Origin of the sequence: Flavobacterium sp. LM5 (assembly GCF_002017945.1) — a bacterium.
GTDB lineage: Bacteria > Bacteroidota > Bacteroidia > Flavobacteriales > Flavobacteriaceae > Flavobacterium > Flavobacterium succinicans.
Genome location: NZ_MUFX01000001.1, coordinates 1,791,224 through 1,808,525 on the forward strand (window position 1 = coordinate 1,791,224; position 17,302 = coordinate 1,808,525).

General features: G+C 35.2%; 15 protein-coding genes and 1 pseudogene. All 16 read right to left on the reverse strand.

Annotated features, from left to right (window positions below):
- Positions 1-17: 17 nt before the first annotated feature.
- On the reverse strand, positions 18-782 hold the full coding sequence (gene trpA / locus BXU11_RS07675) for a tryptophan synthase subunit alpha (RefSeq protein WP_024980935.1): 765 nt from the start codon (positions 780-782) through the stop codon (positions 18-20).
- A 297-nt stretch (positions 783-1,079) separates the two neighbouring features.
- The gene (locus BXU11_RS07680) at positions 1,080-1,400 is read right to left on the reverse strand and encodes a gamma-glutamylcyclotransferase family protein (protein ID WP_078211750.1); all 321 of its coding nucleotides are present in this window, start codon (positions 1,398-1,400) and stop codon (positions 1,080-1,082) included.
- Positions 1,401-1,534: 134 nt separating this feature from the next.
- Entirely contained in the window at positions 1,535-2,716 is a 1,182-nt protein-coding gene (gene trpB / locus BXU11_RS07685; RefSeq protein ID WP_315173700.1) for a tryptophan synthase subunit beta, read from the reverse strand.
- Positions 2,717-2,776: 60 nt separating this feature from the next.
- A pseudogene (locus BXU11_RS18580) lies at positions 2,777-3,454 on the reverse strand (phosphoribosylanthranilate isomerase); the annotation flags it as partial.
- Positions 3,455-3,472: 18 nt separating this feature from the next.
- A complete protein-coding gene (gene trpC / locus BXU11_RS07690; protein WP_078211754.1) occupies positions 3,473-4,282 on the reverse strand; it encodes an indole-3-glycerol phosphate synthase TrpC in 810 nt (269 codons plus the stop codon).
- An 87-nt stretch (positions 4,283-4,369) separates the two neighbouring features.
- The gene (gene trpD, locus BXU11_RS07695) at positions 4,370-5,362 is read right to left on the reverse strand and encodes an anthranilate phosphoribosyltransferase (RefSeq protein ID WP_078211756.1); all 993 of its coding nucleotides are present in this window, start codon (positions 5,360-5,362) and stop codon (positions 4,370-4,372) included.
- Between the two features lie 87 nt (positions 5,363-5,449).
- A complete protein-coding gene (locus BXU11_RS07700; RefSeq protein WP_078211758.1) occupies positions 5,450-6,016 on the reverse strand; it encodes an aminodeoxychorismate/anthranilate synthase component II in 567 nt (188 codons plus the stop codon).
- Between the two features lie 9 nt (positions 6,017-6,025).
- Positions 6,026-6,484 (reverse strand): hypothetical protein, encoded by a 459-nt coding sequence (locus BXU11_RS07705; protein ID WP_078211760.1) that lies wholly within the window; start codon positions 6,482-6,484, stop codon positions 6,026-6,028.
- A gap of 19 nt (positions 6,485-6,503) precedes the next feature.
- Positions 6,504-7,904, reverse strand: a complete 1,401-nt coding sequence (locus tag BXU11_RS07710; RefSeq protein WP_078211762.1) for an anthranilate synthase component I family protein — start codon at positions 7,902-7,904, stop codon at positions 6,504-6,506.
- Positions 7,905-8,281: 377 nt separating this feature from the next.
- Positions 8,282-9,568: a hypothetical protein gene (locus BXU11_RS07715; RefSeq protein WP_024980926.1), complete on the reverse strand. Its 1,287-nt coding sequence runs from the start codon at positions 9,566-9,568 to the stop codon at positions 8,282-8,284.
- Between the two features lie 241 nt (positions 9,569-9,809).
- Positions 9,810-11,090 carry a hypothetical protein gene (locus BXU11_RS07720; protein WP_078211764.1) on the reverse strand — a complete coding sequence of 427 codons (1,281 nt, stop codon included), beginning with the start codon at positions 11,088-11,090 and terminating at the stop codon, positions 9,810-9,812.
- A 234-nt stretch (positions 11,091-11,324) separates the two neighbouring features.
- Entirely contained in the window at positions 11,325-11,888 is a 564-nt protein-coding gene (locus BXU11_RS07725; protein ID WP_078211766.1) for a YceI family protein, read from the reverse strand.
- A gap of 38 nt (positions 11,889-11,926) precedes the next feature.
- Positions 11,927-12,559, reverse strand: coding sequence for an NAD(P)H-dependent oxidoreductase (locus tag BXU11_RS07730; RefSeq protein ID WP_078211767.1), 633 nt, complete (start codon positions 12,557-12,559; stop codon positions 11,927-11,929).
- Between the two features lie 11 nt (positions 12,560-12,570).
- The gene (locus BXU11_RS07735; RefSeq protein ID WP_024980922.1) at positions 12,571-13,026 is read right to left on the reverse strand and encodes a MarR family winged helix-turn-helix transcriptional regulator; all 456 of its coding nucleotides are present in this window, start codon (positions 13,024-13,026) and stop codon (positions 12,571-12,573) included.
- A gap of 291 nt (positions 13,027-13,317) precedes the next feature.
- A complete protein-coding gene (locus BXU11_RS07740) occupies positions 13,318-14,556 on the reverse strand; it encodes a serine hydrolase (protein WP_139363456.1) in 1,239 nt (412 codons plus the stop codon).
- Between the two features lie 85 nt (positions 14,557-14,641).
- Positions 14,642-17,152, reverse strand: coding sequence for a beta-N-acetylhexosaminidase (locus BXU11_RS07745; protein ID WP_078211771.1), 2,511 nt, complete (start codon positions 17,150-17,152; stop codon positions 14,642-14,644).
- Positions 17,153-17,302: the final 150 nt, after the last annotated feature.

Genomic DNA, 17,302 nt, shown 5'->3' on the forward strand with positions numbered 1-17,302 from the left:
TTATTTTTAACAAAACTTCATTGGCGTATAGTGTGAACAAATTCTTTGATTTTGCTGGTTCCATTTTCTTTTAAATAAGTAATGAAGGCACTACCGATGATAGCTCCTTTGGCAAATTGAGTTGCTTGTTGAAAAGTTTCGGCATTGTTGATTCCAAAGCCAATGACTTGAGGATTTTTCAAATTCATTTGAGCGATACGTTGGAAATACGCTTCTTGTGTGTTTCCAAATCCTGCACTGGAACCTGTTACACTAGCCGAGCTAACCATATAAATAAAACCATCCGAAACGCTGTCGATAAAATGGATGCGTTCGTCTGAAGTTTGCGGCGTGATTAAAAAGATGTTTTTTAAACCGTATTTTTCAAAAATTGCTTTGTATTCGTCAGCATATACATCTACAGGTAAATCAGGAACAATCAATCCATCGATTCCTATTTCGGCGCATGTAGCACAGAACTTTTCCACACCATACTGTAGCATCGGATTAAAGTATCCCATAATCACCAAAGGAATGTTGACTGTTTTTCGAATGTCTTTTAATTGGTCAAACAATACTTGAGTGGTCATTCCGTTGTGCAAGGCTTGCGTTGAACTCGCCTGAATAGTTGGACCATCTGCCAAAGGATCACTAAACGGTAATCCGATTTCGATCATGTCGACGCCATTTTTTTCTAAATCTTGAATGATTTGTACGGTATCGTTTAGGTTAGGATAACCCGCAGAAAAATAGATGGACAATATTTTTTTATCTTCTTGTAATTTTTGATTGATTCGGTTCATAGTTTATTCTTTCTATCTGAAATTCTATATTTATTGGTCTCAAATCTAATGCAAATGAGCCTTTTTAGTTAAGTTTAAAATTGTATTTACCCCAAATTGGCATTTTAAAATGTTAGCCACGAAAAATACAAATTGGCACTAAATCATCAATTTTTAAATTGAATTACACTAATTATGTGGTTCTTAAGGATTCGTGCAATAAAAGAAATGTTCTGAATTAGTGTTTATACGTGTAATTTGTGGCGAAAGTTTTAAAAGTAAATGCCTTAAAATTTGCGAATTTGCGGTTGTATTTTTCTACACCACCAAACTATAAGCCCAAGCCTTTTGGTTGGATTGCAAAACTACTTCTACACGTTTATAATGCTTTCCTTCGTAGAGGTCGGCTTGGCGAAGATCATTGGTCGTCACATCATAAACAATGCCTTGAATGGTATCTTCAGGGTTTTCGGTTTCAACGATGATGGGGTAGTTGATTAAACCAAATTCTTCTTCGATTTGGATTTCTTTGACACGATAGCCCAAAAGTGTTTCTGGGGTTCCTTTGAGTGTTCTACCAAAAAGGTCTTCTTGCACCTCAGGATGCTGTAATGTTCCGTATGTAAATAATTTTTGCATAGTGCTTTGGTGTTAATGACTACTTCATTTGTGGTGATGCAGGGTTTGCGTTAGGGATGGGAGCGGCATCCTCTAGGGGCGGGGTTCGCCCCTAGAGATATAGCGTACAGCCCGACCCTTGTGGTAACGCCCTACTACAATTTGAAGTAGTCAATATACGTATTTAAATCTTTATCTCCTCGTCCTGAAAGGCTAATCACGACAATGTCTGAGGGTTTGAACTGTTTTTGTTTGAAAATAGCCAAGGCATGCGAGGTTTCGATGGCGGGAATGATGCCCTCTAATTTACACAATTCGAGTCCAAATTCCATAGCATCATCATCGGTAACGGAATAGAATTCGGCACGACCAGATTCGGCCAAATGCGCGTGCATAGGCCCAACACCCGGATAGTCTAGTCCAGCGGAGATAGAGTAGGGCTCCGTAATTTGCCCATCTGGCGTTTGCATCAAAAGGGTTTTACAACCGTGAATAATCCCCATTTTTCCTAGTTTACTCGTCGCGGCACTATGCCCTGAATCGACTCCTTTTCCAGCGGCTTCTACGGCAATAATACCCACTTCTTCTTGGTCTAAGAAATGGTAAAATGTCCCGGCAGCATTGCTTCCGCCACCAATACAAGCTACGACATAGTCTGGATTTTCGCGACCTTCTTTTTCGTTTAATTGCCATTTGATTTCCTCGGAAATGACACTCTGAAAACGGGTTACCATATCAGGATAAGGGTGTGGTCCAATGGCGGAACCAATGATGTAATGGGTGTCTACGGGATTGTTAATCCAATCGCGGATGGCTTCGTTAGTGGCGTCTTTGAGGGTGCGAGAGCCCGATAACGCAGGACGTACGGTAGCGCCCAACATTTTCATTCGAGCCACGTTAGGTGCTTGACGAGCAATGTCGATTTCGCCCATATAAACGATGCATTCTAATCCCATTAAGGCGCAAACGGTAGCGGTGGCCACGCCGTGCTGACCCGCACCTGTTTCGGCGATGATGCGTTTTTTGCCTAATTTTTTGGCGACTAGAATTTGTCCAATCGTGTTGTTGATTTTGTGTGCTCCGGTATGGTTAAGGTCTTCTCTTTTTAAGTAGACTTTGGTATTGTATTTTTCAGACAATCGCTTTGCAAAATACAATGGACTTGGACGCCCCACATAATCTTTTAATAGTTGGTTGAATTCTTCTTTAAAATCGGGTGTAGCGGTAATGTCCAAATAGTTTTGGCGCAATTCTTCTACATTAGGATATAACATTTCGGGAATGTAAGCTCCTCCAAACTGACCATAATAGCCTTTTTCGTTTACGTTGTATGACATTTTTTTATTTTTTTTAAATAGGGACAATTCGCGAATTGTCCTTACGCGAATTGTCCTTACAAGATTGATGTTTTTTAATCCAGGTTCAATTTCAAATTTACTATTTACGTCTATGGCGTAAAGGGGTAAATGGGTGTTCAAAATTTCGTTTACTGCTGCTATTTCGTCAATTCCGATGCCTCCACTTAGGAAAAATGGTTTTGAGGAAGGATAGTTTTGTAAAATTCTCCAGTCAAAAGTAGTTCCGTTACCTCCGGGTAATTTGCCTTTGGTGTCAAAAAGAAAGAAATCGCAAACCTCTTCGTAAGGTTTCAATAGGCTAAAATCAAAAGTTTCATCTGCTGAGAATACTTTGATGATTTCGACACTAGTCCCTAATTTATTTTTTAATTCCAAACAAAAAGTTACCGATTCTTGTCCGTGCAACTGTACAGCTTGTAAATCATATTGAGCTACTTTGTCTAGGATGATATCACTTTTTTCGTTGACAAAAACTCCTACTTTTTTAATAGATTTGGGTAACTCAGGCATAGGTCCTTCAAAATACCGTGCTGACTTTTCCCAAAAGATAAAGCCCATATAATCGGGTAGGAGGGCAGCAACTTCGATTATGTTATCAGGGTATTTCATACCGCAGATTTTTATCCCCACCCCAGCCCTCCCCGAAGGGGAGGGAGTTGAAATACTAGATTTTAGATTTCGCTTTTTGATTGTCTTTTTTTCTGAATCTGAATGCATAATAACTTAATATATTTATTAGCTTTTAGTTCCCCCTTCGGGGGCTAGGGGGATTTGGTTTATAAATTCCATTGCAGCTTCGCCTGCGTTATCTGTTTTCATAAAGTTTTCTCCAATCAAAAAGCCTTGGTATCCGTAAGGTTTTAACTCTTGAATCGCTTCAATAGTCGAAATGCCGCTTTCAGATACTTTTACAAAATCACTTGGAATCTTAGCAGCTAACTCTTTGCTAAAATCCAAACTTACTTCAAAGGTTTTGAGGTTACGGTTGTTCACTCCAATCATATCAAGAGTGGGCATAATCGATTTTTCTAATTCTTCTAAATTATGCACTTCAAGCAGCACTTCAAGCCCTAAACTTTTAGCAAATTCAGATAAAGATTGGATTTCTTCACGCGTTAAAACCGCAGCGATGAGTAGGATTAAATCAGCGCCGTGGGCTTTGGCTTCTAGGATTTGGTATTCGTCTACAATGAATTCTTTTCGTAATAAAGGAATATTTACCGAGGCTCTAGCCAAGAGCAAGTCGTCTAGCGAACCCCCAAAATATTTACCATCCGTAAGTACCGAAATTCCGCAAGCACCAGCATTTTCGTAGCCTTTTACTACTTCTTCAACCGTGAAATTATTGTTAATGATGGATTTGGAAGGGGAACGGCGTTTGTGTTCGGCAATAATTCCAGAATGACTTTCTTTTAATTTTTGGCTAAGAGATATCGTCTGTTTTTCAAAAAACACAGAAGCTTCCAATTGCGAAACGGGAATAATAGATTTCTTGAGAAGGACTTCTCTTTTTTTATCGATGATGATTTTATCTAGGATGTTCATTAATTTTTTGTTTAAAGTTTTCTTTGTTTAAGGTTTAAAATTGTGGACTATTTTAACCACTTTAAACCTTAAACTTTTAAACTATTTTTAGTTACTTAACTCTTTTAGTTTGTTCAAAACTACCAAGCCTTTGCCAGATAGCAAACTTTCTTTCGCTATTTGAAATCCTTCTAAAGGAGTGCAATGGGTAACGGTTGCAATGGCCATAGCAGCATTGGCACAAACCACATTGTTTTGGGCTTCCGTTCCTTTTCCTGAAAGAATGGAGAGAAACATAGCCGCTGATTCTTCAATGGTTTTTCCGCCTTCGATTTCGTTTTGAGATAAAAGAGACACACCAAAATCAGTCGGATGCAACATACCTTCCATTGTTTTGGTAATTGTCTTGGTAGGGCACGTCAAAGAAATCTCATCGTACCCATCGAGTGCGTGAAGGATAGTAAAATTCACCTCGGTGTTTTGATACAAATAGCCATACATTCTGGCCAATTCCAAATTGAAAACCCCTACCAATTGATTTTTGGGAAAGGAAGGATTGACCATCGGACCCAACATATTGAAAAAGGTTTTTACTGCCAATTCTTTTCGTATAGGACCTACATTTTTCATCGCCGGGTGAAAAAGAGGTGCATGCAACACACAAATACCTGCTTGATCGATGCATTTTTCTAAAAAAGAGGTGTCGTTACTAAATTGTACTCCCATTTTTTCGAGTACATTACTAGAACCAGAAATAGAAGACACTCCGTAATTACCGTGTTTGGCTACTTTTATTCCTGCTCCTGCTGCTACAAATGAAGCCAAAGTGGAGATGTTAAAGGTGTCTTTACCATCGCCACCTGTACCACATAAATCAATGGCATTATAGGCGGATAAATCTACTTTGATACACAAATCCAATAAAGCTTCTCTAAAGCCAGCTAATTCGTCTATACTAATGCTACGCATCATATAAACAGTCAAAAAAGAGGCAATTTGACTAGGGTTATAACTTCCGTTGGATATGTTTATCAATACATTTTTTGCTTCTTCTTTCGAAAGCATTTCGTGATTGATGAGTCTGTTTAATATGTTTTTCATTTTTATGAAATACTAAGTTTGTAAATAACTAAGATTCTTAGTTTTGTTTTCAAAAAGGACTGTTTACTTAATACTGAAAACTGAGCACTAATTTTTCACCCAATTCTCTAACATTTTTTTTCCGTCAGGGGTCAATACACTTTCGGGATGGAATTGTACGCCACGAACATCAAAGGTTTTGTGGCGCAAAGACATCACTTGACCGTTTTCGTCTATGGATGTGATTTCTAAAACATCCGGGACATTCACATCGACCACCCAAGAATGGTAGCGCCCCACTTCGAATGTTGGTTCCAATCCATCAAAAAGGAGTTCATCATTTACAATCGTTTTTACCGTTGTAGCTACCCCGTGATAAACTTTGTCTAAATTGGACAAAGTACCGCCGTAGACTTCTCCAATGGCTTGTTGACCAAGGCATACTCCAAAAATGCTTTTGGTGGGACCGTATTTTTGAATCACTGCTTTGAGCAAGCCTGCTTCGTCGGGAATACCGGGTCCTGGCGATAATAAAATTTTGTGGAAATGAGCGATTTCATCCAAATCAAATTCATCATTTCGGTACACCGTTACTTCACAATCTAAATCTTCTAAATAATGTACTAAGTTGTAAGTGAAGCTATCGTAATTGTCAATGACTAGTATTTTTTTCATATTGTTTGATTATTTTTCTCGAACGTATTTTTCGATTATGATTTGGTCTACACCAAGTTTTTCAATTTTTTCGATTCCTTTTTGTGTTAAAGTGTCATTTTGAACTTTTACTACAAAATCAAATTTGTTGTTTTCCCATTCTCTAAGTGAAAAGTATTCTAGATTTTCAGTGTAAAGGCTATCTTTTAAAGTATACTTTCCTCCTCCAGCAAAATAGACTGCTGCACTGTCTTTTCCATTATTCAAATCATGGTTGAAGAAAGAAAAATGAGTGCCATTAATTATTTTTATCATCTTCGTTTTTGGATTGAAGGTTGAAAAAGTACTGTCTTTTATAATTTTAACTGCTGATATGAGTCGCCAAGTGCCTTCAATGCTATTGTTTTTCTTTGCCTTCTCTTGTTTTTCAGCAAGATTACAGGCTGTAAAAAGGAAAATCATTAGTAAGCAACTGATTGTTGTTTTCATATTTTTACTTTTATCGTGTTTAAATCGTCTCTGCCAAATCCAATGCCGTATTTAAGGCTCTTAGTTTATTATAGACTTCTTGCATTTCGCTTTCTTCATCAGAGCTGGCTACGATTCCAGCACCTGCTTGTGAATGCAATTGATGGTTTTTGCTCAAGAACGTTCGAATCATAATGGCGTGATTAAAATTGCCTTCAAAATCCATAAAACCAATGGCACCTCCATAAAAATTGCGGTTGGTTTTTTCGTATTCTTCAATCAATTGCATGGCTCTGTGTTTTGGTGCGCCACTCAACGTTCCTGCAGGGAAAGTGTCTGCTACCACTTGTAAGGTCAAGGCTTTTTCGTGCAAATACCCTGTAACTTTGGAAACTAAATGGATAACATGGGAGAAAAATTGCACCTCACGGTATTTCTCTACTTGTACGTCATGTCCGTTGCGACTTAAATCATTTCTGGCTAAATCTACAAGCATCACATGTTCACTATTCTCTTTTTTATCTTCAGAAAGAGCTTTGGCCAAAACAGCATCTTTTTCATCATCGCCTGTTCGTTTGAAGGTTCCGGCGATAGGGTGAATTTCGGCTTTTCTGTTTTTTACAATAATTTGTGCCTCGGGAGAAGAACCAAATAATTTGAAATCACCATAGTCAAAGAAGAATAAATAGGGTGAAGGGTTAATACTTCTTAACGCTCTGTAAACATTGAACTCATCACCTTTGAATCCTTGTGTGAATCGACGAGACAAAACCAATTGAAAAACATCGCCACGGAAACAATGTTTTTTGGCTAAAGCTACGTTGTGTTTGAATTCTTCATCCGTAAGGTTCGAAAAACCTTCACCTTCTTTTGAGAATTTATACGAAGCAATGTTTCGGGATTGCAAGAGTTGCTCGATTTCGGAGATGTTATTTTTTTCATCTAAACTATGACAAAAAATATAGGCCTCATTCTTGAAATGATTGATGGCAATGATGTTTTGGTACACCGCATAATACACATCTGGAATGGAATTACTGTTTTCTTTTTTGGCAATACTTACTTTTTCGAAATAACGAACAGCATCATAAGCAATGTAACCAAATAGCCCATTATTTATGAATTTGAAATCATTTTTCTTGGATTGAAATTGACTTGAAAATTTCTGAATAATCTCAGGAATTTTGGTGGTAGCATCAATGTTTATGGTTTCTGAAGTTCCATCTGGATAATTCTTAGAGATGATTTCGTTTTCTATTTTAAAAGAAGCAATAGGATTGCAGCAAATGTAGGAGAAACTGTTGTCGTTTCCATGATAATCACTACTTTCTAATAATAAACTGTTAGGGAATTTATCTCTAATTTTTAAATAAACACTAACGGGTGTAATGGTGTCGGCAAGGATTTGCTTGTAATGGGTATTTAATAAATATCTTTTCATTTTTTTTCCTCCCCCAACCCCTCCGAAGGAGGGGAGTACCTATTGGGGTAAAATAGGTTTTAAATTAATCTTTTATGGTTTTAAATTTTTATCTCAATTCCCTTATATTTCGAGCAAAAAAAAAGGCTTGTCGTGATGACAAGCCTTTTTGATTATATTTAGTTCAAATAATACTATAGGTGCTTTGTTCACGACGTTTGACGTAAAGTATTCCACCACCAAGTATTGTTTGTTATTGTTCTCATGTTTTGTTTATTTGAAGCAAATATAGGAATGTAAATTTATAAATCAAAAATTAAATCCTTGAAATAAAACAATTTTTATTGTAAAGTTTTTATATTTCAAACAGTTGTTGCCTTTAAAGCAAAACATACTATTTATTTTTGGGCTACTATTTGACCTTCTTTTTTTCTAAAATCAGGACTGTTTTTCACATCGGTAGAATTGAAAAACTCTGCGATAGGTATATTGGTTAGTTCAAATTCCATAGCGTTTGGATCTGGCCAATATTTTAGTTTTCCATTAAAGCCAATTTCTTCACTAATTAGGTTTTCTTTACATCTGTTAATGCTGATGTTTTTAAAGGTTATTTTGGAAAAATTTTCAGGAGTTAAAGTGATTTTTTCTCCCAATAATGCCATTGTTGAGAAACCAGAAACTACACTATTGGTAAATGATAGGTTAGTATTTTCTTTAAGATAAATAGCTTCTCGAACCAATCCTTGATTGTTTTCCTCAATATTGATAAATGTAATGTTGTTTGCCTTTACATTGGTTAGCTTTTTAGTTAAGTTGGCATTTTCAATTTTGTCATAGGAATCAATTTCAAAACATCTAGAGTTTCCGGACCCTGATGAAAAGGGGTGTCGAATTGCGATACTATTGCTGATAGAAGCTTGTACTCCTTCTGAAAAGTCAAAATCATCATCATCACAACGATATGATACTAAATTATTCATGTTTACTTCACCGCCTATAAACTGAAAAGCATCGGCGTTAGAGTAACTTACTTGTATGTGATTAAGCACGGTGTTTTTGCCCACACCTGCTAATGTTAAAGCATTAATTTCTTTGGAACCATTAATTTTCTTACCGCTGTACTCAATGCGGATATGTTTTAAAATACCTGAATTATCGTCTATTTTGTCTCCTCCATAAGAGGCATAAGTAGAATCAAGATTGAAGTCTCTTAATAGCAGTTTATTTTTATCGATTTTATTAACAGGGGCATTCCCCATAATTACAATTCCTCCCCAGTTTCCTGGTTTTCTAACAGAAGCCGCTTTGTCTGAGGTGAATACAATAGGTTGTTTTTCGGTTCCTTCTGCTATTAATTTTGCTCCTTTGGTAATGATTAAAGTACCGCAATAGTCGATGTCGCCAATACCCCCTCTGATTATGGTTCCAGGTTCAATGGTAAGTGTTGCATTATTGGTCACATAAACCCTACTATCTAGCAGGTATGTTTTTGTGTTGACTAATTTGGTATTGGTAGTAATGTTACCAGTTAATACTTCGGTCGCTTCGGGATATTCTGCTTTTGCTGGTTGAAAATTGGTCCAATTATTCATCCAATTGGTTTCGCCGAAAACACCTTTTTTAGTTTGAGAAAATAGCGACATGCTTACGGCTACGCATAAAAGAGTTAGGTTTTTGGTTTTCATGTTTAGTAGTTTTGGAGCTTAATATTTGGTAAACATAATAAAACTCGATCAATAATTTAAAATAAAAACAATAAAAACTTAACATTTTTCAGTTAATAATTCAAAACTATTTCACAAACACCAACTTATATTGTGTAAATTAAGTGAAATGTTGTACAAAAAGCAAAGGGGGCTAATTTGCTTAATTAGCCCCCTTTTTATAAATAGGATGGTTGTAATGTTGATGTGTTTGTGCTATATTTTAATTAGTACTAACGACTATTTTTGTTTCTTTTTTTCTAAAATCGGGGTTGTTTTTTACTTGAGTAGCGATGAAAAATTCAGTAGTTGGAATAGTAGTAAATTCGATTCCCATGCTCGCTGGATCTGGCCAATATTTTAATTTTGAATTAAAACTTTGTTCTTCACTCATGATTGCCCCAGTACAGTTATTAACATTGATGTCTTTTAAAGTAATTTTACTTAGATTTTCTGGAGAGAGCCCAATTTTACCATCCATTAAAAGAAAAGGAGCAAATCCAGAAACCACACTATTTTTTAAGTTTAAAATTGTTTTTTCTTTGATATGAATGGCTTCTTTTACTAATCCTTGATTGTTTTCTTCTAAATTGACCATCGTGATATTACTCGCTTGCACTGAAGTTAACTTTTTGTCAGGATCATAGTTTTCTATCTTGTCGAAGGAGTCGATTTCGAAACATCTTGAACCTGATGCATCAGATGAAAAAGGGTGTCGAATTGCAATACAATTGTTCATCTCTATTTGAGCGCCTTGTGTAAAGTCAAAATCATCATCGGTAGTTCGGTAGGAGATCAAATTATTAATTTTTACGTTACCACCATAACATTCAATAGAGTCGTCGTTTGAAAAGCTAATTTGAATGTTTTGCAATGTAGTCTGTTTTCCTACGCCAGCTAATGATAGACCGTTAAGCTCTTTGTGTGCATTAAGCTTTCTGCCGGCATATTCAATTCTTACATATTTTAAGATACCTGAATTACTTTCTGTATTTTCACCACCATAAGTGCTTTTTGATGGATCTAAGTTAAAATCTAGTAAGGCTTGTCCGTTGATACCTGCTTTATTAATGGGTGCGTCACTTAGAATGAGTATGCCTCCCCAATCGCCGGGTTTTCTAACGGATGTGCCTTTGTTGGACGTAAAAACAATGGGCATTTTTTCTGTTCCTTCAGCAATTATTTTTGAACCACGTGTGATTATAAGTGTACCACAAGTCATCTCGTCTCCTCTTATCACAGTGCCGGCTTCAATTGTTAAAATGGCGTTGTTGGTTACATAAACCACACCTTCAAGTCGGTAAGTGGTATCACTTTTCAGTACAGTGTTTTTATCGATAATTCCAGTTAAGATGGCATTAGCTTCAGAATATTCTGTAGTTGAGGTTTTGAAGTTGGTCCAATTTTGCATCCAATTTGATGTGCCATAAATTCCTTTAGTGGGTTGTGCTAATAGTGAGAAAAAACTCAGAACACAGATCAAGATAGCTAGTTTTTGTTTCATTTTTTACGATTGTTTGAGATAAAATCAAAAGTTGTATTTTCTTATATATCAAGTCAAAAGTAGTACTAGATCATGAATTAAAAGGATAAAAAAGGTTAAGGATTTATTATGTAAACGTGTATATTTTTTGTTGATTTAAAATTTATTTTACGATTAATTAATATGTAGTACGATGTAAAATACAAATAAAAAGCCCCAACAGTGTTGAGGCTTTCGATTGACTAAATTTTATAATTAGAATTTCAAAGTTACTTTCAATTCAAATTCGTCGTTGATGGCTTTGTCACCAATTGAAGAAAATATTGATTTTGAGTTGTATTGAATACCATATTTAGTTCTGTCTACGTTGAAGGTAGTAGTTGCGGTGTTTCCGTTTACAGTCATATCAAAAGTAACTGGTTTAGTAATTCCTTTGATGGTTAAATCAGCAGTTACAGTATAAACGTCTTTTGCTTTTGAACCGATTTTTTTGAATACTAAAGTTGCTGTTGGGAATTTTGCAGTTCCAAAAAAGTCATCTGCTTTTAAGTGCCCATTTAGTTTTCCTTGGTATTCTCCTTGTAAGTCTGTTGCTGTTAAAGAGTTCATGTCTACTGTAAATGAACCTCCTTTTAAGGCTTTTCCTTTGAATACTAAAGCACCTTCTTTGAAGTTTACCGTACCATTGTGTTGTCCGGTTACTTTTTTTCCTAACCATTCAATAGCGCTAGTTGCAGTATCGATTTTTTTGGTTTGTGCGCTTACAGTTATTGTAGCAAATACTAGGAACGCAGCAGCAATAGATTTTAAATTTTTCATTTTTTAATTGGTTTTAAGTTGTTGATTAAATGGTAAAATTATAATGTAATAAATATATCTTCGTTAGATTTTCTAACTTTTTTGTAATGTTGAGTATCGTCTTCTTCATGACGGTAGCCTACTGCTGCAATTACTGCTGCATTTAAGTTTAATTTGTCTAAACCTAAAATAGCATTAAATTGCACTGGGTCAAATCCTTCCATTGGCGTAGTGTCAATTTTTAATTCAGCAGCTGCATTCATTAAGTTAGCCAAAGCTAAATAGGTTTGCTTGGCTGTCCAAACTTTTTTAACATCATCGGTTAGGTTAAGAAGGTTGCTTTTCATGAAATCGCCATAACCATTTAGAGTTCCTTCTGGTAAATTTCTGATTCCTTCTGCATTTTTTAAGTAGCCCTCAATGTCTTCGTTGCTCACAGTAGTTTGATTGGCAAAAACGAATAGGTGAGAAGCCTCAGTAATTTGACTTTGTCCCCAAGCGGCAGGCTGTAATTGTGCTCTTAGTTCAGGATTGTCTACAATAAAAACTTTATACAACTGCAAACCATAAGAAGAAGAACTCAAACGAATCGCTTCTTTTAAAGTGTTTAAATCTTCAGTTGATATTTTTTTGCTAGCATCAAATTTTTTGGTAGCATATCTCCATTTCTGGCTGTCTAAAAAGGTATTCATAGTTTTTGTATTTATTTAGTTCTGTATTTTTCTATTAATTGATTGAGTTGTTGAAGTTCTTCAGCGGTCAAATTTTTAGCAAAAGATTCTTCATGTTCTTGCAGCAGTGGTTCTAATTCTTTCAATAGCAACAACCCTTTTTCAGTAATGAGTACTTCAATTTTTCTTCGGTTGTCTGGACATACATTGCGAGTTACTAGTTCTTTCAATAATAATTTATCCACTAAGCGAGTGGTATTACTGGTTTTGGCTAGCATCCGTTCTTGAATAATACACATATTTGCTGGACTCCCTTTTTGCCCTCTGAGAATTCGAAGTACGTTGTATTGTTCTGCTGAAATGTCGTAATTTTTTACAATCTCATTAAAACTTTCTGTAATTACGTTATTAGTGTACATGATGTTTAAAATGGTTCGCGTGGCGTCATTGTAATCTACGGTACTTTTTAAAATTTGTTCGATCTTCATGTTTGTAATTACATTATTTGTCGATACAAATGTAACACATTTTTTATATGTATATACAAATATTTAAAATTTAACATTTGATAATTGTATTTTGTAATGTTAATCGAGCTGTTTTTGTTGTATTGAAATTTTTAAGCGCCTGTGTGAGAGAGGGTAGTAGTTCTTGTTTTGTCTTGCACTATTGTATACGTAAGTTTTCATTCGTAAGTGCAAAAAAAGATTGCATTAGTAAATGCTTTTCTGCTTTTTTAGAATCTCGGTTAAATGGCATTACGCATAGAAACACATTCTTTAGAGATTAACACTTCTCCAAATTTTAGCCATAAAATTATCCGCATACATCAATCGATTAGTACGTGTGGGATGTACTCTATTGGTTAAAACGATCAAAAATCTGTTTTTTATTGGATTGACAAAGAAAAAAGTCCCAGTAAATCCCGTATGACCGTACTGATTTATATCAAAAAAATAATCTGAATTTCTTTTATCAAACCCTAATCCTCTGTAGATACCTTTTTTGAGTAGAGGTGATCGAGTAAACTTACTAATCACATTAGATTTAAGGATTTTTTTTCCATTGTAAACCCCTTTATTCAACAACAATTGGCATATTACAGCTACTGATTTTGCATTCGAAAACAATCCAGCATTACCCGATACTCCTCCAAAAATAGCTGCAGTTTCATCGTGAACATGAGCCCGAATAGTATCTTTTCGAAACAAATGATCTACTTCTGTAGGGGCTACTTTGTCTTTGGTAGTCCAATGTAAAGGTGTAAAACCTATACTTGTCAATTCTAAAGAAGTATAGAGTCTATTGACTAATATGTCAAGTTTTTCATGAGTTACGGCTTCAATTGCTTGTTGTATTAAAATCATATTCAAATCGCTATAGAGATAATTTCCTCTAGTTTTGATCGGAGCTGTTATAATTTTCTTAAAAACTATCTCGTAAAACTCTGGATTTAACCATAGATTATCATAAATTAAAACGGATTTGTTTTTCGGCTGATGTGTTATAAATGCTGTGTTATATTCTAAAGAAGAAGACACGAATTGAGTATCAAAAGGGAGATTGTAAATTGATGATTTCTCTTTGCTTAAAAAAGGAGAATGATCTGGGGTTTGCAATAAGTGCTGGTAGAACATAAATCCTGATGGCAAACCAGAGGTGTGTGTTAGTAATTCAAAGAGTGTAAGATTTGCTATTGGTGTATTCTTAAATCGTGCTACTTTTTCACCTAATTTATCATTAACTGATAACTTGTGATTGCTTACCAATTGCATAGTTATTAAAGTGGTAGCTAAAACTTTGGTCATGGAAGCTAAATCGTACACCACATCACTATTAACTTGGGAGGTTTGCGAATAATCTGTAAATCCATAATTTTTCTCAAAAAGAATCTCTCGGTTGTTCCCAACAATTACTTGTGCTCCAGGGAAAAATTTTTTATCCAAAGCATTTTCCATCATTGAATCAATATAGATAGGAGCAGGATTGGAAGGGGTGTTTTTTATAGTCTGATGCATTGATTTGCATCCGAATTGTAAAAATGAAAGTAACAAAAAAAGTAAAAATACATACCTTGGAATAGTTTGTCGCATAGTGCTTGTATTAAGGTTTTATTTTTAAATCTTGAATGGCAACAGTAGGCTCATTATTGGTTCCAGAAATTACAATTTTCACACCAACAACAGCTTGCTTAGGATAAATAAAGGCTTGCCCGTACTCAAAGTCAGATCCTCTTTCAAATGATATACCATCATAGGTATATTCCACATATCCTTCGTTAACAATAAATCTTGGATGATTAGGAATGCCGGTTGATACTTCGATTTTTGTAGCCGAAATTGGATTTTGAAAAGTGTAAAGAATCCAATCTCCTTTTTCACAAGGTCGACTTGATCTAAAATAACTTTCAGGGTTATAATCTTCTAAATTTTCTAGTTTGAAATTTGATTTTTCTGACAAAGAACTACTAGCTTGTACTAGAGGTTCTATATATTTAGAATGCTCAAGATATACCTCGGCTTCTGCATTTGAACCCTCCGTATTTTCAAATTCTAGTTCTAGGCGGTACTCGTGACTTGATTTGTAGTTAGGGATCTCTATTTTGTAAGATGGTTGTTTATTTAAGTCATTCTTTGATGTTTGATTGAAAATCATGACATTGTTTTCGTACAAAGAAATTCGTCTACAACTCCCGTTATTTACATTTTCATTTTTTGTGGTAAAATACACTTTCCAAATGCCATTTCGATCTATAACTGAGGTGACATTTTTCGAAATCATTTTCTTTTCGGCCATAAATGACTTCCAAGAAGTAATAGCAGGAAGTTTTACGTTTATGGCTGGGCTTTGTGATTCTTTGCCAAAAAAGGTTTTAAACTTGTATTCTTCAAAAGATTTCGTTGGAATAGGCTTTTCATATATTTGTGAAATAAACGTTGGATCAGTTCCGTCATTTGTATAACGAACAGTCGCATTTGAGTATGGTAATTCAACTGTAATCTGACCATTACTATAATATGCAGCAGGAGGAAAGTCTCTAAATGCAATGCCCATATTTTCTAGACGATTAAAATGACTATGGGTTAATCTGTGATAAAAATCATCCCAGTTATTTTGCTTATTTTGACTCCACGCTATTTCAGCTAATGCGGTAATTCTAGGGAAGCTTTGATATTCAATAAAACGTTCTGGTCTATCCAAGTACTCACTCCAAAGTGCACCCTGTATGCCAATAATTAATTTTTTTTCTTTTCTAGTTAGTCCTTCGCTAGGTACTGGATTTAAAGAATATACCTTTTTCGTGTTGATAAGGCCTGCCCAACGGTGTCCTCGTTCTGATTCAGATTGCGCCATGTCAAAATAGGTAAACTGCCCAGGAATCATAATTGTTTTATGTCCTCTTTTTACAGCTTCGATACCATGATTTACTCCTTGCCAAGCTGCAATGACTGTGTTTTTACTCAACTTGCCTCCTTTTAAAATTTCATTCCAACCAATAACTTTTTTGTTCTTTTTTTCGATGATCGATTCTACTCGTTTAAAGAAATAATTTTGCAGTTGAAAAGCATCCGTAAATCCTTGCTGTTGCATTAATGTCTTGCATTTTGAACAATGATTCCAAGTGCTAGTATTGACTTCATCGCCGGCAACATGTATGTATTCGAAAGGGAATAAATCAATCATTTCATTGATAATTCCCTCTAATGCTATATAATTTTCTTCACGACCAACGCACCAAACATTATTGATTTCGCCTTGGATGCTTTTGCTTTGTTCTGTAGTTTTACATCCCATCTCAGGATAGGAGCCAATAACAGCTCTAGAATGTCCTGGTATTTCGATTTCGGGCAAGATAGAAACTCCACGTTCTTTAGCAAATTTTACTACTTCTTTTATATCTTCTTGGGTATAAAATCCGCCATATCTTTTGTTTCCAGAACCGTAGGATGGCAATAATACCTCACCAGGACCTCGCCAAGCTCCTTTTGTTGTTAAGTTTGGCATTGACTTGATCTCTAAACGCCATCCGTTATCATCTGTCAAATGCCAATGAAAGATGTTAATCTTATGAGCGGCTAACCAATCGATGTATTGTTTTACTTTTTCTTTATCAAAAAATTGCCTAGAGACATCTAGCATCATTCCCCGCCATTCTAGGGTAGGATAATCTTTAATGGTTACTAGTGGTAAAGCTCCTTTTTCAATCTCTTTACTTGATAGGATTTGTAAAAAGGTTTGGTAGCCATTGAGAACCCCTTCTGTAGTTTTGCCTTCAATTACTATTTTTTTTTGAGTAATCTTGAGATGATATCCTTCTTTTGGAATTCTCATCCATTGTTTAATATTTATTTCTACAGTGGGTTTTTCAACTGTATGATCAAAAAAAATTTTTGGAGATTTATGGGTCTGCTTGATAAAATTTGAGGCAATAAAGGGTGCATTAAAACGTAATTGTTTATCCAAAACAAATACAAACTCTTCAGGAAGCGTTAATACCTTGCCATTGTTTTTAAAGTTTAGCTTTTTAGGTTGCGGAATAAGGTCCAAATTTTGAGCAACACTAATAGTGATTGAGCCAATAAAAAAAACTACAATAAAACTTAATATTTTCATAAACAACAGACTTGAAATTGATTGAAACTTAAATTAAGGGCCATAAGACCTGTAAACATGATTAAAAAAGACAAACAAATGATGCGGTCTAGCTTTTATAAAGTGATCAAAATAGAAGTTTAGAATAGTATTGCTCTTTTGTAGGGATTG